Source organism: Actinomadura sp. 6K520 (genome assembly GCF_004349245.1).
GTDB lineage: Bacteria > Actinomycetota > Actinomycetes > Streptosporangiales > Streptosporangiaceae > Spirillospora.
Map to the genome: position 1 here is coordinate 50,751 of NZ_SMLC01000004.1, position 20,770 is coordinate 71,520.

The 20,770-nt window shown below is 69.7% G+C and carries 21 protein-coding genes; 6 read left to right on the plus strand and 15 right to left on the minus strand.

Annotated elements, in window-relative coordinates; all coding sequences use genetic code 11:
• Positions 1-137: 137 nt before the first annotated feature.
• Together E1289_RS02305 and E1289_RS02310 are read left to right on the plus strand one after the other, a co-directional pair.
• Positions 138-809, plus strand: a complete 672-nt coding sequence (locus tag E1289_RS02305) for a carboxymuconolactone decarboxylase family protein (protein ID WP_131974739.1) — start codon at positions 138-140, stop codon at positions 807-809.
• A complete protein-coding gene (locus E1289_RS02310) occupies positions 802-1,407 on the plus strand; it encodes a GNAT family N-acetyltransferase (RefSeq protein WP_131974741.1) in 606 nt (201 codons plus the stop codon). Before E1289_RS02305 ends, E1289_RS02310 begins: the two co-directional genes overlap by 8 nt.
• On the opposite strand, the gene E1289_RS02315 is transcribed toward E1289_RS02310, so the two are convergent.
• The 6 genes from E1289_RS02315 to E1289_RS02340 all read right to left on the minus strand — a co-directional run bounded on the left by E1289_RS02315 (position 1,404) and on the right by E1289_RS02340 (position 7,308).
• A complete protein-coding gene (locus tag E1289_RS02315) occupies positions 1,404-2,168 on the minus strand; it encodes an isocitrate lyase/phosphoenolpyruvate mutase family protein (RefSeq protein ID WP_131974743.1) in 765 nt (254 codons plus the stop codon). The two genes, E1289_RS02310 and E1289_RS02315, sit on opposite strands and share 4 nt — an antisense overlap.
• A gap of 75 nt (positions 2,169-2,243) precedes the next feature.
• On the minus strand, positions 2,244-2,975 hold the full coding sequence (locus E1289_RS02320; RefSeq protein ID WP_131974745.1) for an amino acid racemase: 732 nt from the start codon (positions 2,973-2,975) through the stop codon (positions 2,244-2,246).
• A gap of 73 nt (positions 2,976-3,048) precedes the next feature.
• On the minus strand, positions 3,049-5,181 hold the full coding sequence (locus tag E1289_RS02325) for an MMPL family transporter (RefSeq protein ID WP_131974747.1): 2,133 nt from the start codon (positions 5,179-5,181) through the stop codon (positions 3,049-3,051).
• Positions 5,182-5,186: 5 nt separating this feature from the next.
• Positions 5,187-5,411 (minus strand): hypothetical protein, encoded by a 225-nt coding sequence (locus E1289_RS02330; RefSeq protein ID WP_207928731.1) that lies wholly within the window; start codon positions 5,409-5,411, stop codon positions 5,187-5,189.
• Between the two features lie 98 nt (positions 5,412-5,509).
• Entirely contained in the window at positions 5,510-6,196 is a 687-nt protein-coding gene (locus tag E1289_RS02335; protein ID WP_131974751.1) for a response regulator transcription factor, read from the minus strand.
• Positions 6,193-7,308 carry a sensor histidine kinase gene (locus E1289_RS02340; RefSeq protein ID WP_131974753.1) on the minus strand — a complete coding sequence of 372 codons (1,116 nt, stop codon included), beginning with the start codon at positions 7,306-7,308 and terminating at the stop codon, positions 6,193-6,195. The genes E1289_RS02335 and E1289_RS02340 overlap by 4 nt, the downstream gene beginning before the upstream one ends.
• A 171-nt stretch (positions 7,309-7,479) precedes the next feature.
• On the opposite strand from E1289_RS02340, the gene E1289_RS02345 reads away from it, so the two are divergent.
• Positions 7,480-7,851 (plus strand): VOC family protein, encoded by a 372-nt coding sequence (locus tag E1289_RS02345; RefSeq protein WP_131974755.1) that lies wholly within the window; start codon positions 7,480-7,482, stop codon positions 7,849-7,851.
• A gap of 84 nt (positions 7,852-7,935) precedes the next feature.
• Here E1289_RS02345 and E1289_RS02350 read toward each other — a convergent pair whose 3' ends face one another.
• The 3 genes from E1289_RS02350 to E1289_RS02360 form a co-directional block, all read right to left on the minus strand.
• Positions 7,936-8,514: a dihydrofolate reductase family protein gene (locus tag E1289_RS02350; RefSeq protein ID WP_131974757.1), complete on the minus strand. Its 579-nt coding sequence runs from the start codon at positions 8,512-8,514 to the stop codon at positions 7,936-7,938.
• A gap of 65 nt (positions 8,515-8,579) precedes the next feature.
• Complete coding sequence (locus E1289_RS02355; protein WP_131974759.1) at positions 8,580-9,581, minus strand: RNA polymerase subunit sigma-70; 1,002 nt, start codon at positions 9,579-9,581, stop codon at positions 8,580-8,582.
• Positions 9,582-9,755: 174 nt separating this feature from the next.
• Positions 9,756-10,241, minus strand: a complete 486-nt coding sequence (locus tag E1289_RS02360; RefSeq protein ID WP_131974761.1) for a MarR family transcriptional regulator — start codon at positions 10,239-10,241, stop codon at positions 9,756-9,758.
• 83 nt (positions 10,242-10,324) lie between these two features.
• On the opposite strand from E1289_RS02360, the gene E1289_RS02365 reads away from it, so the two are divergent.
• Positions 10,325-11,830, plus strand: a complete 1,506-nt coding sequence (locus E1289_RS02365; RefSeq protein WP_165970301.1) for an MDR family MFS transporter — start codon at positions 10,325-10,327, stop codon at positions 11,828-11,830.
• Here the strand turns inward: E1289_RS02365 and E1289_RS02370 are convergent.
• The 3 genes from E1289_RS02370 to E1289_RS02380 all read right to left on the minus strand — a co-directional run bounded on the left by E1289_RS02370 (position 11,798) and on the right by E1289_RS02380 (position 14,852).
• Entirely contained in the window at positions 11,798-13,063 is a 1,266-nt protein-coding gene (locus tag E1289_RS02370) for a glycosyltransferase family 1 protein (RefSeq protein WP_165970302.1), read from the minus strand. The genes E1289_RS02365 and E1289_RS02370 overlap by 33 nt on opposite strands.
• Positions 13,063-13,548 (minus strand): hypothetical protein, encoded by a 486-nt coding sequence (locus E1289_RS02375; RefSeq protein WP_131974767.1) that lies wholly within the window; start codon positions 13,546-13,548, stop codon positions 13,063-13,065. The genes E1289_RS02370 and E1289_RS02375 overlap by 1 nt, the downstream gene beginning before the upstream one ends.
• Positions 13,549-13,679: 131 nt before the next feature.
• Positions 13,680-14,852, minus strand: coding sequence for a glycosyltransferase (locus E1289_RS02380; RefSeq protein WP_131974769.1), 1,173 nt, complete (start codon positions 14,850-14,852; stop codon positions 13,680-13,682).
• 217 nt (positions 14,853-15,069) lie between these two features.
• Between E1289_RS02380 and E1289_RS02385 the strand changes: the two genes are divergently transcribed.
• Positions 15,070-15,462, plus strand: coding sequence for a hypothetical protein (locus E1289_RS02385; RefSeq protein WP_131974772.1), 393 nt, complete (start codon positions 15,070-15,072; stop codon positions 15,460-15,462).
• Between the two features lie 10 nt (positions 15,463-15,472).
• Positions 15,473-18,217 carry a hypothetical protein gene (locus E1289_RS02390; RefSeq protein WP_131974774.1) on the plus strand — a complete coding sequence of 915 codons (2,745 nt, stop codon included), beginning with the start codon at positions 15,473-15,475 and terminating at the stop codon, positions 18,215-18,217.
• 50 nt (positions 18,218-18,267) lie between these two features.
• On the opposite strand, the gene E1289_RS02395 is transcribed toward E1289_RS02390, so the two are convergent.
• Genes E1289_RS02395 through E1289_RS02405 form a run of 3 tightly spaced genes read right to left on the minus strand, consistent with a single transcriptional unit; the run spans position 18,268 to position 20,598 of the window.
• Complete coding sequence (locus E1289_RS02395) at positions 18,268-18,933, minus strand: response regulator transcription factor (protein ID WP_131974776.1); 666 nt, start codon at positions 18,931-18,933, stop codon at positions 18,268-18,270.
• 45 nt (positions 18,934-18,978) lie between these two features.
• Complete coding sequence (locus E1289_RS02400; protein ID WP_131974778.1) at positions 18,979-19,407, minus strand: pyridoxamine 5'-phosphate oxidase family protein; 429 nt, start codon at positions 19,405-19,407, stop codon at positions 18,979-18,981.
• Positions 19,408-19,449: 42 nt separating this feature from the next.
• Positions 19,450-20,598: a histidine kinase gene (locus E1289_RS02405; protein ID WP_243712556.1), complete on the minus strand. Its 1,149-nt coding sequence runs from the start codon at positions 20,596-20,598 to the stop codon at positions 19,450-19,452.
• Positions 20,599-20,770 lie beyond the last annotated feature (172 nt).

Genomic DNA, 20,770 nt, shown 5'->3' on the forward strand with positions numbered 1-20,770 from the left:
CCCGTTCGGTCCCGGCGTGTGTCGGCGACCAGGCTCGCCCACGCGTGTTACGCGGCCGCTACGTCATGGTGTGCCCGCGGTTTCACATACCGGACGGGGACTTGAGCCCTCCCTGCCGAACGCCTAGCGTGCGGTGGGTGATCGACCCCGTGAGCGGTGAGCACGTCGACGACCGGCCTCCGCGCGGGCCCGCCGCGGCCCGGCTCCCCCTGCTTTTCCCCGGCTCCCTCAGCGACGAGCAGCGGCTCCTGTACGAGGCGCTGACCGGCGGACCGCGCGCCGCCGACCGCCTCCCCCCGTTCATGGCCGACGAGTCCGGACGGCTCCTCGGCCCGTTCAACGCCATGCTGTACAGCCCGTCCGTGGGGCTGCCGCTGCAGGACCTCGGTGCCGCGCTCCGCTTCCGGACCGCGTTCACCAAGCGCGAGCGGGAGATCGCGACGCTGGTCGTCGCCGCGCACGTCCGGTCCGACTACGAGTGGTACGCGCACGAGCGGATCGGGCGCCGCGCCGGGCTCCGCGACGACGAGATGGACGCGCTGCGCGAGGGCCGCGCGCCCATGTTCGCCGACGTCCGCGAACGGGTCGTCTACGAGGCGACGCGGCAGCTCGCCGCCGAGGACGACCTCGGCGACGCGGTGTTCACCGAGGCCGCCGCCACGCTCGGCCGCCCCGCCCTCGTCGAGCTCGTCACGCTCGTCGGCTACTACCGGGCGCTGGCGCTGCAGATGCGCGTCTTCCGGGTCGGCGTCCCGGACGGCATGACCCCGCCCGAGTGGCCCGCGGCGGACGGCGCCGGGGATGACTGAGGTGCTGCGCACGGTCCGGCTCGCGCTGCACCCGGTGACGATGAGCGACCACGCCGCGCTGCTGACGCACTGGACGGAACCGCTCGTCCGCCGCCACCTGTTCGGCGACCGGACGATCTCCGCCGCCCAGGTGCGCGAGATCATCGACGCCAGCGAGCGGGACTTCGCCACCGAGGGCTACGGGCTGTGGGCGCTGCGTCCCGCGCGCTGGAGCGGCGGGATCGACGGGCCGGCGGCGGGCGAGCCGCTGATCGGGATGGCCGGGCTCGGCCACCGCGACGGGCCGCTCGGCCACGGCGTGGACGTGGAGATCCTCTACAGCCTGCAGCCGGAGCGCTGGGGCCAGGGACTGGCGGCCGAGGCGTCCCGCGCGGTCCTCGACTACGCCTTCGGCGTGGTGGGGGTGCACCGGGTCACGGCCGAGATCGACATGGCGAACCCGGCGTCGGCGGAGATCGCCCTGCAGCTCGGGATGCGCCGCGGGCCGGACGGGCCCGCCGGTCCCGACGGCGCCGCCTACTACGCGGCCGACCGCTCCCGCTGGGTGGGGTCCCGCGGCGTCGTCGACGCGGTCCCCGGCTGCCCCGAGCCCGCCTAGGGCCGGACGAGCCGCTGCACGTCCCCGTACGACGGCGCGGGGTGGTCGCCGCCTTCGCCGGTGACGCCGAGGGCCGCGCTGACGGTGACCTGGAGCGCGCGGCGGAACAGCAGCGAGCCGGTGCTGACGCGGTGCACGCCGAGGCGGTCCATCCGGGCGTACTCGGTCCTGCCCGGCAGGTACAGGACGTTCAGCGGGACGTCCGTGGTGTCGAGGACGGCCCGGATGTCGGCGTCGTCCACGATGCCGGGGACGAAGATCCCGTCCGCGCCCGCCTCCGCGAAGGCGCGGGCCCGCAGCAGCGTCTCGTCCCGGTCGGCGGCGCCCAGCCAGAACGTGTCGGTTCGGGCGTTGAGGAACACCTGCGGCGCGGCCTCCTTCACCGCCGCTATGACGGCGGCCTGGTGGCCGACCGGCGCGAGGGTGCCGTCGGCCCGCCCGTCCTCCAGGTTGACCCCGGCGATCCCGAGCGAGGCCAGTTCGGTGACGAGGGCGGCGACGTCCGCGGCCCGGGTGGAGAACCCGCCCTCGATGTCCACCGTGACCGGCACGGGAAGGCGGGACAGGAGCCGGGCGAGCGCCAGCGTCTCCTCCCGCGTGCCCCCGGCCGCGTCGGTCTTGCCCGCCGCCGCGGCGACGCCGAGGCTGGTCGTCCCGATCGCGGGGAATCCGGCCCCGACCAGCGCCGCGCCGCTCGCGAAGTCCCACGCGTTGGGCAGGACCAGCGGATGATCACCGTGGTGCAGGTCGCGGAATCCCATGCCGCCGACTCTAGGGCGGCCTCGTTTCGACGCCGGCCGAAGCGTGCCGCGGGGCGCCGGGACGAGGCCGGGGCCTCAGGGGGAGCCGACCGGGCCGCCGCGCCACTCCGGCAGCGGGGCGCGGCCGGCCGCCACGTCGAAGGCGGCGCGGGCGAGGAGCCGGGTCGAGTCGAGCGTGGGCAGCGGCGAGACGTCGGGCGTCACCAGGAGGGGGATCTCCGTGCACACCAGCGCGACGGCGTCGCAGCCGCGCTCGGCGAGGCCCTCGATGACCCGCACGTACGCGCGGCGCGAGTCCTCGGTGAAGACGCCGTTGACCAGTTCCTCGAAGATGATCCTGTGCACGGTGTCCCGGCCGGCGGCGTCCGGGACCTCGGCGGCGATGCCGCGCGCCGCCAGCTCGCGCGGGTAGACCGGACCCTCCATCGTGTAGCGGGTGCCGAGGACGCCGACGCGCGTCCGGCCGTCGCGGGCGGCCCGGCCGGCGACGACCTGCGCGATGTGCAGGCCGGGCAGCGGCAGGTCGCCGCCGGGCCGTTCGAGGGCCAGGTGCGCGGTGTTGTCCGGGCACACGAAGAAGTCCGCGCCCGCCGCCGCCAGGCGCCGGACGCTCTCCGCGAGCGTCGCCCGGATCGGGTCGTGGTCCCCGGCCTCCCACGCGGGCATGCTCCGCGCGAGGGCGATGAGGTCGAGCGTCACGTCGGGATGGTCATCGGGCCCCAGCTCGCGGAAACCCTCCTGGCAGAAGGTCCGGAAGCACAGTGCGGCGCCTTCCGCGCTGTGGGCCAGTATGCCGAGGTGCCTCACGGCCGCTCCCCCCGTCGTGCCGAACGATCTTCCACCGAGATCATAGACGTGACGCCCGCTCATCTCCGCCGGCTCAGCTCGGGCGCTCCAGCGCGACCCGCGGGAGGCGCCTGGCCACCGGCCCCGGCAGCCACCAGGCCCACTTCCCGAGGAGCTGCATGATCGCCGGAACGATGAGGCAGCGGATCACCACGGCGTCCAGGAGGACGGCGACCGCGAGGCCCAGGCCGAACTGCTGCAGCATCCGGCCCGGACTCAGGATGAACGCCGCGAACACGACGATCATGATGGCGGCGGCCGCGGTGATGACCCGGCCGGTGGCGGCCAGGCCCTCCCGGACGGCGTGCGCGGGTTCCCCGGTGCGTTCCCACTCCTCGTGGATCCGGGACACCAGGAACACCTCGTAGTCCATGGAGAGCCCGAACACGATCGCGAAGATCATCACGGGGATGAACGCCTCGATCGGGCCGGGTTGCGCGCCGAACCGCCCGTCCTGGAAGACCAGGGTGATGGCGCCCAGGGCGGCGGCGATCGACAGCAGGTTGAGCACCGCCGCCTTGAGCGGGATCAGCACCGAGCGGAACACCACCATGAGCAGGATCGCGGAGAGGCCGACGACCACGGCGACGAACAGCGGCATCCGGTCCGAGACCGAGTCGGCGAAGTCCAGGGTGGCGGCGGTGGGGCCGCCGACCAGGTACTCCGCGCCGGTCCGCTCGGACAGGCCCGGGAGGACGTCGTCGCGCAGACCGTGCACGAGGTCGGCGGTGGCCTCGTCCTGCGGCGCGCTCGCGGGGAACGCGATCACGGTGTGCACCTTGCCGTCCTCCGACGGGAACGGCGGGGTCGTGGCCGCGATGCCCTCGGCCTGCTCCAGCGTCTGCTGGAGCCCGGTGGCCGGGCCCTCGGTGACGACCACCAGGGGACCGTTGAAACCGGGCCCGAACCCCTCCGCCAGCAGGTCGTACGCCTGCCGGCTGGTGGAGGCCGGCGCGTCGTTGCCCGCGTCGGCGAAGCCGAGCCGCATGTCGAGGGCGGGGGCCGCCAGGGCGAGCAGGGCCGCGGCGGCGACGAGCAGCGCGGGGACGGGCCGCCGCTGCACGGCCGTGGCGAGCCGCCGCCACCCGTCGTCGCCGGTCCGGCCCGGGCGCTTGAGGACGTTCCGCTGGATCCGCTTCCCGAACACCGCGAGCAGGGCGGGCAGCAGGGTCAGCGAAGCGGCCATGGTGACCAGCACCATCAGCGCCACGGCCAGGGCCACGCCCTGGAGCGAGCCGAGGCCGAGGACGACCAGCCCCATCAGCGCGATGATCACGGTGCAGCCGGCGAAGAAGACCGTCCGGCCGGCCACGTCCAGCGCGACGCGCGTGGCGGCCGCGGGCTCCGCGCCGTCCCGCAGTTCCTGGCGGTACCGGTAGAAGATCAGCAGTGCGTAGTCCACGCCGACGCCCAGCCCGATCAGCATCATGATCGGCGGGGTGAAGTCGGCGACGGTGAACACGTGCGAGGCGAGCCCGATCAGCCCGACCGCGGCGCCGACCGCGAACAGGGCGGTGACCAGGGGGACCGCCGCGGCGATGAGGGAGCCGAACAGCAGGACCAGGATGACCAGCGCGGCGAGCATCCCCGCGCCCTCGGCGCCTCCGCCGCCCTCCTCCTGCGCACCGCGCACGGGATCACCGCCGAGTTCGATCTGGAGGCCGTCCTGGGTCGCGCCCTGGGCGGTCTCGATGATCTCGGTGACGTGCTCGGCGGGCACGTCCTCGGCCGAGCCGTCGAGGGTGACGGTGGCGTAGCCGATGGTCCCGTCCGCGGAGAGGGAGCCGGGGCCCGGGGGCCGGACGTCGGCGACGCTCGGCAGCTCGCGCACCTTCGCCAGCATCCCGTCGATCGCGGCGCGGTCGCCGCCCAGCCCCTGGCGGTCCTTGAGGACGATCTGGACGGTGGCGCCCGCCTGGAGCGAGCCGTGCTCCTCCATGAGGTCGGCCGCGGCCTGGGAGTCGGTTCCCGGCAGCGAGAAGTCGTTGTGGTAGGCGGAACCGGCGGCCTGCGATCCGGCCGTGATCGCCACGACCGTCAGGGCCCACAGCAGGAGCGCGGCCCAGCGGTGGCGCTGCGACCAGGCGGCCGTGCGGCCGAAGACGCCGGTCCGGGCCGGTGCGGCCCCCGCGGAGCCCCCGCCGGAGGATTCTGTCTTCGCGGACATGCCGGTCAACCTCCCTGGCGGCCGCCGAGGCGGACGCCGATGACGGCGCCGAGCACGGCGCAGAGGACGGGCACGCCGATGAAGACGGCCAGCAGGGTGCCGGTGCCGTCCACGTCGAGCGTGTGGTCAAGGACGAAATGGGAGAAGGCGGCCACCGCCTCGGTGAGGACGAACCCCGCCGCCCCGCCGGCGAGGAAGCCGACGACGGCGCCGGTGGCCTGTCTGGACATTGCACTCATGCCGTCAGGTTCCGATCACGGCATGCCGTGCGGCATCGGCCTCCGGCGGGCACTTGCGGTACGCCGTGGGTTGCGGGGCCGCGGCCCGGCTACCCCGGCGGTTGCGGGTTGCCGGTCATCCAGCCCGGGTTCACCATGCCGGACTCGTAGGCCAGCACGACCAGCTGGGAGCGGTCCCGCACGTCCAGCTTGGACATGATGCGGCTGACATGCGTCTTCGCGGTGGCCGGGCTCAGCACGAGGCGGGCCGCGATCTCGTCGTTGCTGAGCCCGGCGGCGACCAGCGCCATGACCTCGCGCTCGCGGTCGGTGAGGGCCTTCAGGCGGGGGCCGGGCACGGGCGTCTCGACCCGCCCGGCGAACTCGGCGATCAGGCGGCGGGTGACCGACGGGGTGATCAGCGCGTCGCCCCGCGCCACGACCCGGACGGCGTGGATCAGCTCCTCCGGATCGGTGTCCTTGAGCAGGAACCCGGAGGCGCCGGCCCGGAGCGCCCCGTACACGTACTCGTCGAGGTCGAAGGTGGTCAGGATGACGACCCGGACGCCGTCCAGCCGCCGGTCGGCGGTGATCCGCCGGGTGGCCTCCAGCCCGTCCATGCCGGGCATCCGGATGTCCATCAGCGCCACGTCCGGGAGCAGTTCGCGGCACGCGGCGACGGCCTGCGCGCCGTCCGCGGCCTCACCGGCCACCGTGATGTCGTCCTCGTCGTCGAGGATGGACTTGAATCCCGCGCGCACCAGCCGCTGGTCGTCGGCCAGCAGAACCTTGATCATGCAGCTCCGTTCCCATGGGGCAGGCGGGCCCGGACGAGGAAGCCGCCGTCCGGCCCCGGACCCGCGGTCAGCTCGCCGCCCAGCGCGCGGGCGCGCTCCCGCATCCCGTGGACGCCGGACCCGGACGAGCCCGCGGCGGGGCCGCGCCCGTCGTCGGCGACCTCGATCAGGACGTCGCGCCGTCCCCGTGCGATGCGCACGGTGACCGTGCCGGCGGCGGCGTGCCGGACGACGTTGGTGAGCGATTCCTGGACGATGCGGTATGTCGCAAGCTCCACGCCGGTCGGGGGCGGCTCCCCGGCGCCGGTGATCTCGGTGCGGACCGTGAGCCCCGCCGCCCGCGCCGACTCGACGAGGTCGCCGATGCGGTCGATGCCCGGGACGGGCGCCGTCGGCGCGTCCTCGTCGTCCTCGCGCAGCACCCCGATCGTCGCGCGCAGGTCGCGCAGCGCGTCCCGGCTCGACTCCTTGATCGCCGCGAGGGCGGCCTCGGCCTGCGCCGGGTCCCGCTTGAACCGGTGCAGCGCCGTTCCGGCCTGGACGTTGATGAGCGAGATGTGGTGCCCGGCCACGTCGTGCAGCTCGCGGGCGATGCGCAGCCGCTCCTCGCCCGCAGCGCGCTGCTCGGCCTCGCGCAGGTAGACCCGGCGGCTGTGCCGGACCCAGCCCAGCGCCGCCATCGCCACGACCCACCCGGTCAGCATGAACAGGGCGACCCCGTTGACGTCGTCGTTGCCGGAGAGCGTCCCGGCGCCCGTCCCGATGACGATCAGCGCGGCCACGGCGATGGCGGCCTGCAGCCGCCCCTGTGCGGCGATCATGTACAGCGCCACGATCGGCGCGATCATCAGCGGGCCGTCGTGCTCGCTCGTGATGTAGTAGGCGCCGGTGGCCGCCACCGACACGAGCGCGGCCGCGAGGGGGAAGCGGCGGCTGAAGAACAGGGCCCCGCAGCCGATGGCGATCAGTACCCAGGTGAAGGCGGTGCGCGCCCAGGGCTCGTCCCCGGGGGCGAACACCGAGTTGAGGCTGCCGACGGACACCAGCAGCAGGACGCCGCCGGCCGCGGCCTTGTCCGTCAGCCGCCCGCGCACATCCGGCCCGCCACCCATGCGATCAGCCTAGACGGCCATCCGGCCAGGGCATTCCCCCGCACGTCGCGCTCGTTCCGGTGCCGCCCGCAACTTCTGGAGTACATCGGGCCGTCCGGTGGCGACCAGGGATGTAGGCCGGACCCCCTACGGTGTGGAAGGCAGGTGGAAACGAGGATCTGGAGGCGGCCCGTGGCGTGTCGGATCACTGAGCTCGTCCTCGACTGCCGCGATCCGGAGGCGCTCGCCGGGTTCTGGTGCGAGGTGCTGGGGTTCGTGGTGCTCGACCGGGAGGACGACGACATCGAGATCGGCCCCCGGGAAGGGGCCGGCGGGCCGCAGCCGACGCTCATCCTCAGCCGCAGCGACGACCCCCGGTCGGGCAAGCTCCCGCTGCACATCGACGTCAACCCCACCGACCGCGACCAGGACGCCGAACTCGAGCGGCTGCTGGCCGCCGGGGCGCGGCACGCCGACGTCGGGCAGACGGGCGAGGAGAGCTGGGTCGTCCTCGCCGACCCCGAGGGCAACGAGTTCTGCCTGCTCCGCACGCGCCTCGGGTGATCGGGCGACGTCCATCGCCGACACGGGGTGCTCCGGTTGGGAGGCGCCCCGGCGGCGTGAGCGCCGCCGGGGTCGCGACCGCCGTCAGGCGGGGGCGTGGCGGGTGAGGACGAGGCTGGAGTCCGGGAGGGTGCGGGACTCCAGCAGGCGGAGCGAGATCGGGGCCGGGCCCTGGAAGACGGGGGTTCCGGCGCCGAGGACGGCCGGGCCGATCATGAGGTGCAGTTCGTCCACCAGGCCGGCGGCCAGAAGGTCGTTCCACAGTGTGCGGCTGCCGAACATGAGGATCTCCTTGCCGGGGGCGTTCTTCAGTTCGGCGATGCGGGCGTGCGCGGCGGCCCGCTCGACGATCTCGGTGTTGCGCCAGGGCTCCGTCTGGCCGGGGGTGAGGGTGTCGGAGACGACGACCTTCTCTATGGCGCCGTTGAGACGGGAGATCTCGCGCTCCACGGGCGGCTGGGAGGTGTCGTCCGCGATGGGCGGCCAGTAGCTCTTGAGGCCCTCGTAGGTGTGGCGGCCCAGCAGGAGGGTGGCGGCGGCGCGGAGGCGCTCGGCGTTGTATCCGCTGAACCCCTCGTCGAAGGGGAGGGCCATGATGTCGTTGCCCGGGCCCTCGTAGTAGCCGTCGAGCGAGATGATGTTGGTGACGATCAGCTTGCGCATCGGTGCTCTTCCTCTCTGCGGTGCTTGCAAAGGGGGAGAGACAGGGGGCGCCGCGGATTCATCGGTCAGGAAGAGAATTCTTCCGGGAGGTCGAAGAGGCGGGGGAGCGTGGGGTCGAGGAAGCCGGAGATCTGGGTGATACGACCGTCCTGCAGGGTGAGGATGCTGATCGCACCTATGCGGAAGCGTCCGTCCGGCCCGGCTTGGTAGGAGGCGAAGGCGGGCTGGCCGTTGGCGCGGATCGGCACCAGCCGCCACGGCGTCTCGAAGACGCGCTCGACGAGGAAGCGCATGACGTCCTCGTGACCGTCGAACCAGGCGGGCAGCGGCGGCATGGTGAACCGGACGTCGTCGGCGAGCAGCGTGACGAGGGCGTCCACGTCGGCTCGTTCCCACGCGGTGACGAAGGCGTCGACCAGTTCGCGCTGCCCGTCCGGGCCGAGCGCGGACAGCTCGGTCTGCTGGGTGGCGCGCGGCACGCGTTCCCGGACGGCCTTGCGGGCGCGCTGCAGGGCGCTGTTGACCGCCGCCGGTGTGAGGTCCAGGAACGAGGCCACGTCGGCCGCGGGGAACTCCAGGACCTCACGGAGGATCAGCGCCGCGCGCTGGGTCGCGGGCAGGTGCTGGAGAGCGGCGACGAAGGCCAGTTCCACGCCCTCGCGGCGGGTGAAGGCGGCGGCCGGGCCGGGGGCGTCGGCCGGGACGTCGTCCGGCCAGGGCTCGAGCCAAACCGGCCCGGTGACCGGTTCGCCCAGGTCACCGGGGTCGCGGCGGGACGGGCCGAGGTCGGGGGACATGAGGCGGGGAGGGCGTTTCGATGACAGCCGGAGGCACGCGTTGGTGCTGATCCGGTACAGCCATGTGCGCAGCGAACTGCGTCCCTCGAATCCGCCCAGGCCGCGCCAGGCGGCGAGCAGCGACTCCTGGAGGGCGTCCTCCGCGTCCTGGAGGGAGCCGAGCATGCGATAGCAGTGCGCTTTCAGTTCGCCCCGGTACCCGGTGACCAGGGCATCGAACGCCGCCGTGTCACCCGCGCGGGCCTTCGCCAGGAGTTCGGCCTCGTCCACACGGGGAGCCTAGCCGCGGTTCAGCGCGCGGGCTGGAGAAGGCGGGCGCATCGGCGGCAGGCGCCGGGCCGAGCCGGCTGACCGGCCTTGGCGGCGCGTGCGATCTCCTGTGGCCGGCCGGCGCCGTTGTCGTGATCGTCCGCCCTGGCTCGACCACGGGACGGTGGCCGCGCGTCAGCCCTCGTAGGTGCGGACGAAGCGGGACAGGAGGCGCGCGAACTCGGCGCGCTCCTCGCCGGTCCAGTCGCCCATGGCCTTGGCGAAGTGCTCGTGGCGGGTGCGGCGGGTGGCGTCCACGACGGCCTGCCCGGCCGGGGTGAGCTCCAGGTGGATGCGGCGGCCGTCCTCCTGGGACGCGACCCGCCGGACGTAGCCGGACTTGACCGCCTCGGCCACGATGCGGCTGCCGCGCGACGCGTCCACGCCGAGGCGGGTGGCGACCAGGCCGACGCTCATCTCCTGGCCGTCGTGGTCGGGGCCCTCGTCGATGACGTCCACGACGTGCAGGACCTGGACGTCCACGGGGAGGTTGTGCTCGCGGACCGCCGCCTTGCCGAGCCGCTGCCGCGACATGCCGCGCCGCAGCTTGACCATGCTCCGCTCGACGACGTCGACCGCCGGGTCGCCCCCGGCCCGCTCGTGGCTCGCCTCGTCGCGCATGGCGACCAGTCTAGCTAGGTTGCATTGCACATATGCGTGCGCTTAGCATTCATCTGCTTGAAGCAGATAAATGTGAGGTGCACATGAACAAGGCGTTCGGGCCGACCGTGCCGATGAGCCGCCGGCACCGGCTGGCGGCGTTCGGCGGGCTGCTGCTCGCCGGGCTGATGTCCTCGCTGGACGCGACGGTCCTCGGCACCGCGCTGCCCACGATCGTCGGGGACCTCGGCGGTCTCGACCGCCTCGCGTGGGTGTCGACCGCGTACGTGCTGGCCACCAGCGTCACCGTCCCGCTGTCGGGGCGGCTGGGGGACCTGTTCGGGCGCCGGCCGATCCTGCTGATCGGGCTGCTGGGGTTCCTGGCGGGATCGGCGGCGTGCGGGGCGGCGCCGTCGATGGACTGGCTGATCGCGTTCCGCGTCGTCCAGGGCGCCGCCGCCGGGTGCCTGATGAGCTCGATGTTCGCGGTGACCGGCGACCTGTTCGAGCCGCGGGAGCGCGCGAAGTACCAGGGGTACTCGGCGCTGATCTTCGCGGTGTCCAGTGTCGCCGGGCCGCTGGTCGGCGGTTTCCTCACCGACCACGCGTCCTGGCGGTGGGTGTTCTACGTCAACCTGCCCCTCGGCCTGGCCGCCACCGCCACGACCGTGCTGTTCCTGCGGCTGCCCGCACCGCAGGGCAGGCCGCGGATCGACTACCTGGGGATCGTCCTGCTCGGCGCGGCCGTCACCTGCTTCACGCTGTTCACGAGCTGGGCCGGGACCCGCTACGCGTGGGACTCACCGGCCGCCACCGGGCTCGCGGCGGGTTCGGTGGCGCTGTTCGCGGCGTGGCTGCTCGCCGAGCGCACCGCCGCCGAGCCGGTCATCCCGCCGCGGCTGTTCCGCGACCGGTCGTTCGCGGTGGCGTGCGCCGTCGCGGCCGTGGGCGGCGCGACCGGCTTCGGGCTCGCCACCTACCTGCCGATGTTCTTCCAGGTCGTCGGGGGAGTGGGGGCGGCCGGCTCCGGCCTGCTCGTGCTGCCGATGATGGCCGGCCTCGTCGCCGCCGCCATGCTCGCCGGACGGCACATCTCCCGGACCGGCCGCTACCACCGGCTGCCCGCGGCGAGCATGGCGCTCAGCGCCGCCGGGGTCGGGCTGCTCGCGACGATGGACGCCGGAACCCACCCGTTCACAGCCGGCTGCTACATGGCGCTGCTCGGCTTCGGGGCCGGGCTGTCCCAGCAGGTCGTCATCCTCATCGCGCAGAACGCCGCGCCGCACCGCGACCTGGGCGCGGCGAGCTCGGGCGTCTTCGCGACCCGGATGCTCGGCACCGCCGCGGGCATGGCGGTGTTCGGCGGCATCGTGTCGAGCCGGTTCGCCGAAGAGATCGGACGCCGCGCCCCCGGCGGCCAGGTGCCCGCGTTCGACGACGCCGTCCGCCCCGAGGTCCTCGCCACCCTCCCCGGGCCCGTGCGGGACGGCGTCTCGGAGGCGTTCGCGGCGGCCTTCTCCGACCTGTTCCTCACCGCACTGCCCGTCCTCGCGGCGGGCCTCGCCGCGGCGCTGCTCCTACCGAACAGCCCTTTGACTCGCCGCATATAAGTCGCTGACGCCGGGAGCCGCGATGCCCGTAACGGCAGCACGTTGGAGCGCCGCCACGAGAAGACGACCCGACCTGTGCCACCTTGGCGGCTCGAAGTCCGACGCGGGGGTGCGTCCGGCTCGATTAACCACCGACGCGATGAGCGAACGCATCGCGCCGCCGTCCCCTGGGGAGTAGAACAGACCGGCGTCGGCGAGGGACTCACGCAAGGGAACGATGTCGGGAGCGATGACCGGCGTTCCACAAGCGGCCGCCTCCAGGCACGGTAGCCCTACCCCCTCGTTGAAAGAAGCGGTGACGAGGGCGCTCGCCCCCGTGTAGAGGGCCGCAAGCTCCACATCTGGCACCCGCCCGGTGAACACCACGCGTCCCGTCCCATGGTCGGCCAGCATCAGACCGACCTCGGGAAGAGTCTCCGCGTGGCCGCCGACGGCGACGAGGCGTAGTTCGGCGGGCAGCTCGTTCGTCCTGGTAAACAACTGCTCGACGAGCCACGGAAACCGCTTGTTCGCGTTCGCGAGGCCCACATAGAGCACGTAGGGTCCCGTCAGGGCGTACTTGGTCCTTACAGCCCGCACCGCTTCGGTAGTTGTCGGGTGAAAGACCGATGGGTCTACCGCTCCGGGTACGAGGGCGAGCCTGTGCACTGGAACATTCAGTAGTGATCTGACGTCAAGAGCCGTCGACCGAGAAACGACGGTTACCAGTGAGGCCCGCTCCACCAGCATCCTGTTCAACTTGGCAAAGTATTGGGTGAAGACATCGCCGCCGTCGTCCGTTTCGAAGCGAGTCGATAGTGTCTCCAGATCCAGTTTGAGCTTGATGAACTCGTTCCATCCGAACCGTCGAACAAAGGAATCATCGGTGTAGCTGAGTTCTGGATACTTCAGTCGCGTCAGATCATGAATGGTGAATACGAACGGTGTGGGAAGAAAGGGATCCGCAGTATAGTGCGTGGTGTAATAGAGATCTGGACGGACGGAGCACACGAGGTCCTGCAACCACGGAGAGACGCGAACGAAGCCCTCCGGCTCCGGGCAGATGAGCACCTCCGCTCCATAGGGAATTGAAGCCTGTCTGGCTCGCCGTTCCTGAAACTTCCAGGCAATCACGGTGAGACGCCATCCCATCGCCGCCATGACTGGGGCGGCTGCCTGTAACAGGGAAAGTCCATAACGCGAGACTCCGGTGTCATGATTCGATCGAATATCGAAGATCAGCTTCAGTGTCATTACGAATCCCATCTCGCGGCCGAAAGTTCGCGGAGCCACTCGGCCGTTTTCTGTGGATCGCTGTGGATCCGTCCCGGTATTCCGTGCTGCCGGGCGGCGGCGACGTTCCGCCCGAGGTCGTCGATGAAGATCGCCTGGTCGCCGACTCGTTGATCGGCCTCTAGAATGGCGCTGAAGAACTTCTCGCTCGGTTTGGTGTGACCTACCTCAAAGGAAAGGACAGCGGGTGCTTCGATGCCGCTCGTGAGAAGGCAAGCGGCCACGGATCGCCAATGCAGTGGATTGGTATTACTTGCAAGAAGCAGTCTTCCGCTCGCCACCAGCGGTCTGGCGGCATGTATGATCTCGGCAACCGGTGCACCAAGGACCGATTGCCAGGCCATGACGATGTCCTGATTAGAAAGACAGTTATCAGGAAAAAGGCTACTAACCGTATCAGTGAACTGCTGAACGGATACTGCACCGGTCTCGAAGTCAGCGATCACGCCGCATTCCTCGATGGCATCGGCGACCCACCGCCAACGGTGACCTGTCTTCTCGGCGAGAGATCTGTACTGTGCCGTGGGGCGGGTCCGTATGAGGACGTCTCCGACATCGAGGATCACCAGTCGTTCTGTCACTGACCGACCCTGCGGTAGACGCAAAGGATGTCTTTGGCATGGTCCTTCCAGGTGTAGCGGCCGGCCCATCGAGCGCGCATTTCCTTCTGAGATGAATCGTCAGGCGTCCGCAGGAGGCGATTGAGAAGGGTTGCGATCTCCTGAGTGGAGCCGGTTTTACAATAAAACGCGTGGTCGGCAAGTGTCTCGCGGAACACGTCGAGGTCGTGGACCACGACCCGAGTGCCCAGCGTCAGCGCTTCCAGCGGCGTGAACCCGAAGCCCTCGTCCTCCGCCAAATGTACGAGAGCGGAGGCGTTGCAATACAGCGCTGCCAGTGTGGCGTCGTCGATTTTGCCACGTAAGACGGCTGCATCGCCGAGTTGGGACCGGATCCATTTCGCATGGTAAGTTGCATCAGCGAAATCGCAACCAACGAAAACGCATGGGACACCTAGGTCGTGAGCACCGCTGGCGAGATAAGCCGCGCAGAGCTTTGGCAGGCCCTTATGCGAGCGTGCTTGGCCAACGTAGAGAAGATAGCGACCTGTCACACCTGCTACCGGAGAACGGTCGTCATCGTGGGACTCCAGATGGTCGACACCGTAGGGGGAGACAGTAAGGCCAGTGGTGGGCCCGACAAGCGAACGGAGTTGTTCGCCGACCGTTCGTGTCGGTACGATGACATCCTGTGCCTGAGAGCAGGCGAAGTCGAGCATCGCTCGGTAGAATTTCCGATGAGCGCTACCTGAGCCGGTAAGGTCGGCTTCTGACCCACGGTGTGAGGTCGTTATCGCGGTTGTTAGATCTTTGAGGTTCCTGAGACCTGCTACGCCAAAACGTTCCGCGAATTCATTATCCGAATAACAGAGCCAGGGGCGGGTGGCGCGAAACACGTCATGGATCGTGATCACCATTGGAACGTCGAGACTTTCGAGAGGGATCCGGTAGTCGAGAAGGTGAACCACATTGGCTTCGCACTCCTGCGCGGCCACCGCCAGTTCGGTTCCCTCGGCGCGGGTATATCGCGGAGTACCCGTTGGCTTGAGAACGGTGATCCGAACGTCTGGAGATGAGGTCCTGTAAAGAGCTTCTGTCAGTTGCCGAGTATACCTTCCGACCCCGTCAGAGCCTGCGACTCGTCCATCTATTAGAACTCTGATCATGCCGTACGGACCGCCCGTCTTCATGTGGACGTCGCACCCAACGCCACGCGGATGAGAACCACTGGACAACAAGCCCCATACCCGATCACTATGATGATGAAGGCATGCGTCTTACGTCTGTCGCGGCGAAACTGGCCTGTATCGGCCAGCGAAGCTCGCGTGGTGGCGCGGACAGCGGAAGGCGTCGGCCGTCCGGCCGCATGGGTGCCGCAGTGCTCGAAGCCTCGGGAAGGTGATCAACATGGACGCTCCCTCGAAGCGCTTCAAGATCCTCGGTGTGCTTTCGGTTCTCCTGGCGGCTGCCATAGGCCTGATTACCAACATGGTTACAAGTTCCTTCACATGGATCCTGGCGCTGAGTCTGGCTGGCCTGGTGGCGGCCACGGCCGCGCTGACGTGGATGGAGCGCGGCCGAGCGGTCGAACCGCGCGGGACCATCGTGACTCAGAGGGCGCAGAGCGGCGGCAGTATCCGTTCCGGAAGGATCACCGCGTCAAGCGGTGCAGAAGTTTCTGAAAAGGCAGAAAATGATGGTAGAATATCGCGTTCAAAGGTGCGTGCTGAAGGGGCAAAGATCGACAGGCACGCGGATGGGGGGTCGATAGAGAACCAGAACATCGACACGAGCTCGTAGCGGGGGGACGGTGGTTCACAGCACTGCGATTGTTGATCGCATCCAAGTCGTCACGGCCATGCACCGGCTCTGCACGAACGACACCACCCGTGCGCTCATGCTCTGGGGGGTCGGCGGTCAGGGCAAATCCACTATGCTCTCGTACTTTCAAGCAAGTATTGCCGGAGAGTACGACGCCTGCTGCGAGGTGATCGATCTCGAGCAACTTGTTGATCTCGGTGGTGGCGATTTACGAAACGAAGTCCACCTGGCCCAGCAGACTCTCAACATGGTGGCGAGATGTTTCGAAGCGTGGCATGGACGGCAGCTCACCGCCTACTGGCGCCTTGTGCAGGCGGCGAACAGGGAGATGCGCGAATTCATTCGCGCGACCCCTTCGTTTTCCATCGATCAGCGGGCGACCAGACACGGAAATATCTCCGACGTCGAAATTAACGTAGATGTCGGCGTTGGCCACCGGTACTCACTGTTGAAAAGTGAGCAGAGAGAAATGCTGACCGCAGGCTTGATGGTAGAAATCGAGAAAGCGGTTTCGGTGGCTGGTGCAGGGGCGCCGTCTTTTATTTGTTTCGACACGACCGAGCGATTGCATTTCCTTGACGGAAACATGTTGGACGGATCCGTTTCTCCGTTGATGTCCGGTAGCGTGTCTCATTGGCTCACGACAAGTCTGATCGCGGAACTTTCTCGTGCTTGGCCAGGTCTAAAGTTCGTCCTCGCCGGAAGAGAGGAGTTGGTTCTACCCTATGGCCTGAAGGTCGAGAGCATTGAGCTCACCGAGTGGGAGGAAGAGTATACGAGGGAGGTTTTGCGGGGACGAGGGATGGGTCCTGAAGTGGCGGCCCAAGTCCATTCCGTCGCCCTGGGACACCCATTGTGGACCAATGTGCTAGCAGATGTGCTGCCCTCGGCCGACACTCCCTTGAGTGAGGTCGGCGACCTGCTCGATCGCAGCTACCGTTCCGAGCCGCGCGCCAGCTGGGTGAGTCGCACACTGCTCGGACGTATCCCGAAGCGAGACAGGTCTCGGGTGATCGCGGCGGCGGTTGCTCGGAAGATCGAAAAACCCTTGCTCACTCGTTTGCTGGGGGAGAGGGGCGAGTTCGAGGACGACGGCTCGGCGTGGTACGAGCGAATCCGTGCATATTCGTTTGTGCAGTCCCGCCGCGGCGAAGGCGGCCGGTTCGAGGCCAGGATGCATCCGCTCATAAGAAGTGCCGTACTTTCCTTCGCTGCGGATGAGAGCCCCGATGCCCTCGGGCGACTCCATGCCTCCGCAGCGAATTTCTTCGATGACCGCGGCGATCCTCTCGAAGTACTCTACCATCGGATTTCGGTAGGTGATACGGACGCTATGCGCTCCTGGGAAGTCGAGGTCGATGCCGCGCTCTCGCGCTACGAGTTCGACAAGGCATTGCAACTTGTAGAAGTGGCGGATGCGGCCCACATCGGCGGTGGCCGTTCGATTGAGAAGGAGAGTCGCCGTCTAAGGGCCAAGGCGTTGATCGCCGGCGGCAGGATTGCGTTTTTCCAGCTGCGACTGGATGCGGCCGAGGAGCAGTTGCGGCGGGGCCACGCCTTGGCGGAGGCCTCCGGCGACAGTGGCCTGACGGGAGAAGCGCAACTCAGGCTGGCGGAGGTCGCCCACCGCAAGTTGGACCTGCCGCGTGCCTTCGCCGCTTCCGAAAAGGCGCGGCGAGGGTTCCAGGAGGCAGGCGATGAGCGGGGAGTTGCGGCCGTCCTGCATATGCAGGGCCACCTCCATCTCGCTCAGATGGACACCGAGCAGGCGCAGGAAGCCGCAAGCCGAAGTCTCGGAATCTACCAGTCGATGGACGACGAGTTGGGCCAGGCCCGGGCCTTGGAACTCCAGGCACACGTCAAGTGCGGCAGAGCGGAACTGGTCGCCGCGCTGGCCGATGTGTCGGAGGCGGCTGGTCTCTATGAAACCCATGGCGACCTCAGGGGCCTCGCCGCCGCGCACGGCATGGTGGCGGACCTCAGCCTGCTACTCGGCCGAATGGATGAGGCCGTGGCATCCGCATCACGGGCGCTGGAGATTTACGGTCAGACAGGCGAAGCATTTAAAGAGGCGGGAGCCGTTCATATCTTCGGCAGGATCAACCTCGCAAGGAGTCGACTTGAGGAGGCGGAAGCGGATGCCCAGAAAGAAATCGCCTTTCATCGGAAGACGACGAACAAGCTCGGACTCGGTAATGCTCTCCTCCTCCTAGGAGCCGTCAAGCTCGAAGGGGGATGCGTCGAAGAGGCAGCCGACCTTGCCGCTGAGGCCCAAAAGCTCTACCTCGAGGTCGAGAACCCGCTTGGTGAGGCTCACGCGCTGACGCTGCTCGCTCAAGTGGCTTTGAGTGAAGGCGATCCTGTGGTGGGCGCGGACCACGCGGGCCGCGCGCTCCGGCTCTACAGGCACATTGAAAATCCTCTAGGAGTAGGAGACTGCCTCACATTGCTGGCCGAAGCGCGGACGATTGAACGCAGATACGCGGAAGCGAAGTCGGCCTGCGACGACGCTTTAGAGATATTCGAGCGCCTACAGGCTCGCCCCGGGGTCGGACGCGCCGTCCTGACTCGAGGACGGATGTTCATGGCCTCGAATCGCCGGGCGGAGGCGACCGCGGACATCGCTCGGGCGCGAGGAGAATTTGGCCAGTGTGGTGACCAGCGACTCGTGGCGGAATGCGCGAGACTGCTGAACGAGATTCAGCATTCCGGCGGCTCTGCCGAACCGGGCTGACTTCCTTCCCCTGTTCGGACGGCGATACGGGGGAGGTGCCGTGCCACGGCTCACTCGTCGAGGGCGGCGTCGTGGACGAGGAGGGCTATCTGGACGCGGTTGTTCAGCTCCAGCTTCGTCAGCAGCCGCGACACGTACGCCTTGACCGTGGCGACACTGAGCGACAGCTCCTTGCCGATCTCGCCGTTGGTGCGGCCCTGGCCGACGAGCGCCGCCACGGCGCGCTCGCCGTCGCTCAGCCGGTCCAGCAGCTCCCGTGCCCGGGCCTGGCGCGGGTCGGCGCCGGAGCCGGCGACGTAGGACATCATCTTGCGCAGCACCGCCGGCGACATCATCGGCTCCCCGGCGGCGACCTCCCGGACCGCCCGGATGATGTCCGGCGGCGGGGTGTGCTTCAGCAGGAAGCCGCTCGCGCCCGCCCGCATCGCGCGCACGATGTGGTCGTCGGAGTCGAACGTCGTCAGGATGATGATCTCGGGCGGTTCGCGGCGGGAGCGCAGCAGCTCGGTCGCCGCGAGCCCGTCCAGCCGCGGCATCCGGATGTCCATCAGGACGACGTCGGGGCGGTGCTGGTTGACGGCGGCCACGACCTCCGCGCCGTCGGCGACATCCCCCACGATCTCCAGGTCGGCGGCGTTCGACAGCATCATGGACAGGCCGGCGCGGACGAGCGCGTCGTCGTCCACGATCAGCACCCGGATGGTGGGGGAGTCCATCCCGTCACCCTACGGCCTCGCGGGGCAGCAGGGCCTTCGCACCGGCTACGGCCGGTGCACCCGCCGCCCGCTGACCTCCCGCGCCGCCAGCCGGAACCAAGCCTCGCGCTCGCCGCCGGCCCACGGCTCGACCCGCGCGGCGGCCGCCTTCTCCTCGTCGCTCAGCGGGTGGACGCCGCCGCGCAGCAGGACGCTCCACCCCTTGCGGCTCGCCTCGTCGTACCGGTCGACCTCGAAGGCCGCCCTGACCTCGCCGCCGACCACGGACGTCAGCAGGCTGCGGTTCACCCGGCCCGAGACCGACGTGCGGAAGACCACCGCGTCCCCGTCGACGGCGTAGTTCACAGGGACCACCGTGGGTCCCTCCCCGTCGTCGAACGCCACGCGGCCGATGCCGCCCTCGCCGAGCAGCGCCATGCACTGGGCCCGGTCGAGTTCTTCGAGGTCGGGTGAGGACGAGGAGTTCGCTGCCATGCCGGTGACCCTTCCCTCCGTCCGGCGGGGACATGCGTGATCTTATGCGGTCCGGAGGGGGAGGCGGGCGCGCAACCGGAACCGGCCGTCGCCGGTGCGGCCGTGCTCCAGCGTGCCGCCCAGCAGCGCCACCCGCTCGGCGAGGCCGACGAGGCCCGCGCCCGACCCGGGCATCGCGAGGGCGGGCCGGTCCGCCGGCAGCGCGTTGACGATCTCGATGTCCAGGTCCGTCCCGGCGGCCAGGCGCACCTCGACACGGGCGCCGGGCGCGTGCTTGCGGGCGTTGGTCAGCCCTTCCTGGACGATCCGGTAGGCGTGCCGGCCCACCCGGGGCGGGACACGGTCCGGGTCCGGGACGCCGTCGTCCAGCGTGACGCGGCCGCCTGCGCGCCGCGACTCCTCGACGAGCGCGGACACGTCGGCCAGTGTCGGCTGCGGCCGTTCCGGGTCCGCGCCGGGCGTGTCGTCGCGCAGGACGCCGATCACCTCGCGCAGGTCCTCCATGGCGTCGTGCGCGCTCCGCCGGATGACCCCGGCGGCCTCGCGCTGGTCGTCCGGCATGTCCGGGCGGAACTCCAGCGCCCCGGCGTGCACCGCCAGCAGCGAGATCCGGTGCGCGAGGACGTCGTGCATCTCCCGGGCGATCCGCTCGCGTTCCAGGAGCCGGGCCTCCTCGACGCGCAGCCGCTGCTCGGTCTCGGCCGCGCGGGCCCGCTCCTTCAGCGACGCGATGAGCATCCGCCGGGACCGGACGAGCATCCCCGTCGTGACCGCCACCGCGTACAGCAGCGCGAACACGACCGCGCCCTCCAGGAAGTCCGGAGCCGACAGCAGCCGGAACATCCCGATGATCAGCGTCAGGCTCGTGGCGGCGACGGGCAGGGCGATCCGCCAGGGCCGGAGCATCGCCAGGGAGTACACGGCGACCGCGGCCGTGCCGAAGACCGTCGTCGCCGCCCACTGCAGGACGATCATCGTCACCGCGACGGCGACCGGGTGGCGGCGCCGCCACAGCAGCAGGACGCCGAGGGACACCGCGCCCGCCGCCAGCTCGAAGCGGACCGAGATCTCCTCCCCGGGGTAGGGCGGGTCCTCGATCGACGCCTGGAGCAGGAACAGCCCGAGCAGGCCGGCGGCCGCGGTGATCCCCGCGTCCCCGAGCCAGTCGCGCCACGATCGCCTGAGGTCCACGGGCCCAACGTTAGCCACGCCGCCCCGCCCCGGCATGCGTCCGCAGGTCGGCCACCGCATCGACTTTGGTCGCGAGTACCGGCGTCCGTCCCGGCGCCCGGTCACGGTGCGCTCCTCATTCCACGATTAACACAGTAGTATTTGTGAAAACGTGGTGGAGCGCACTGTGACC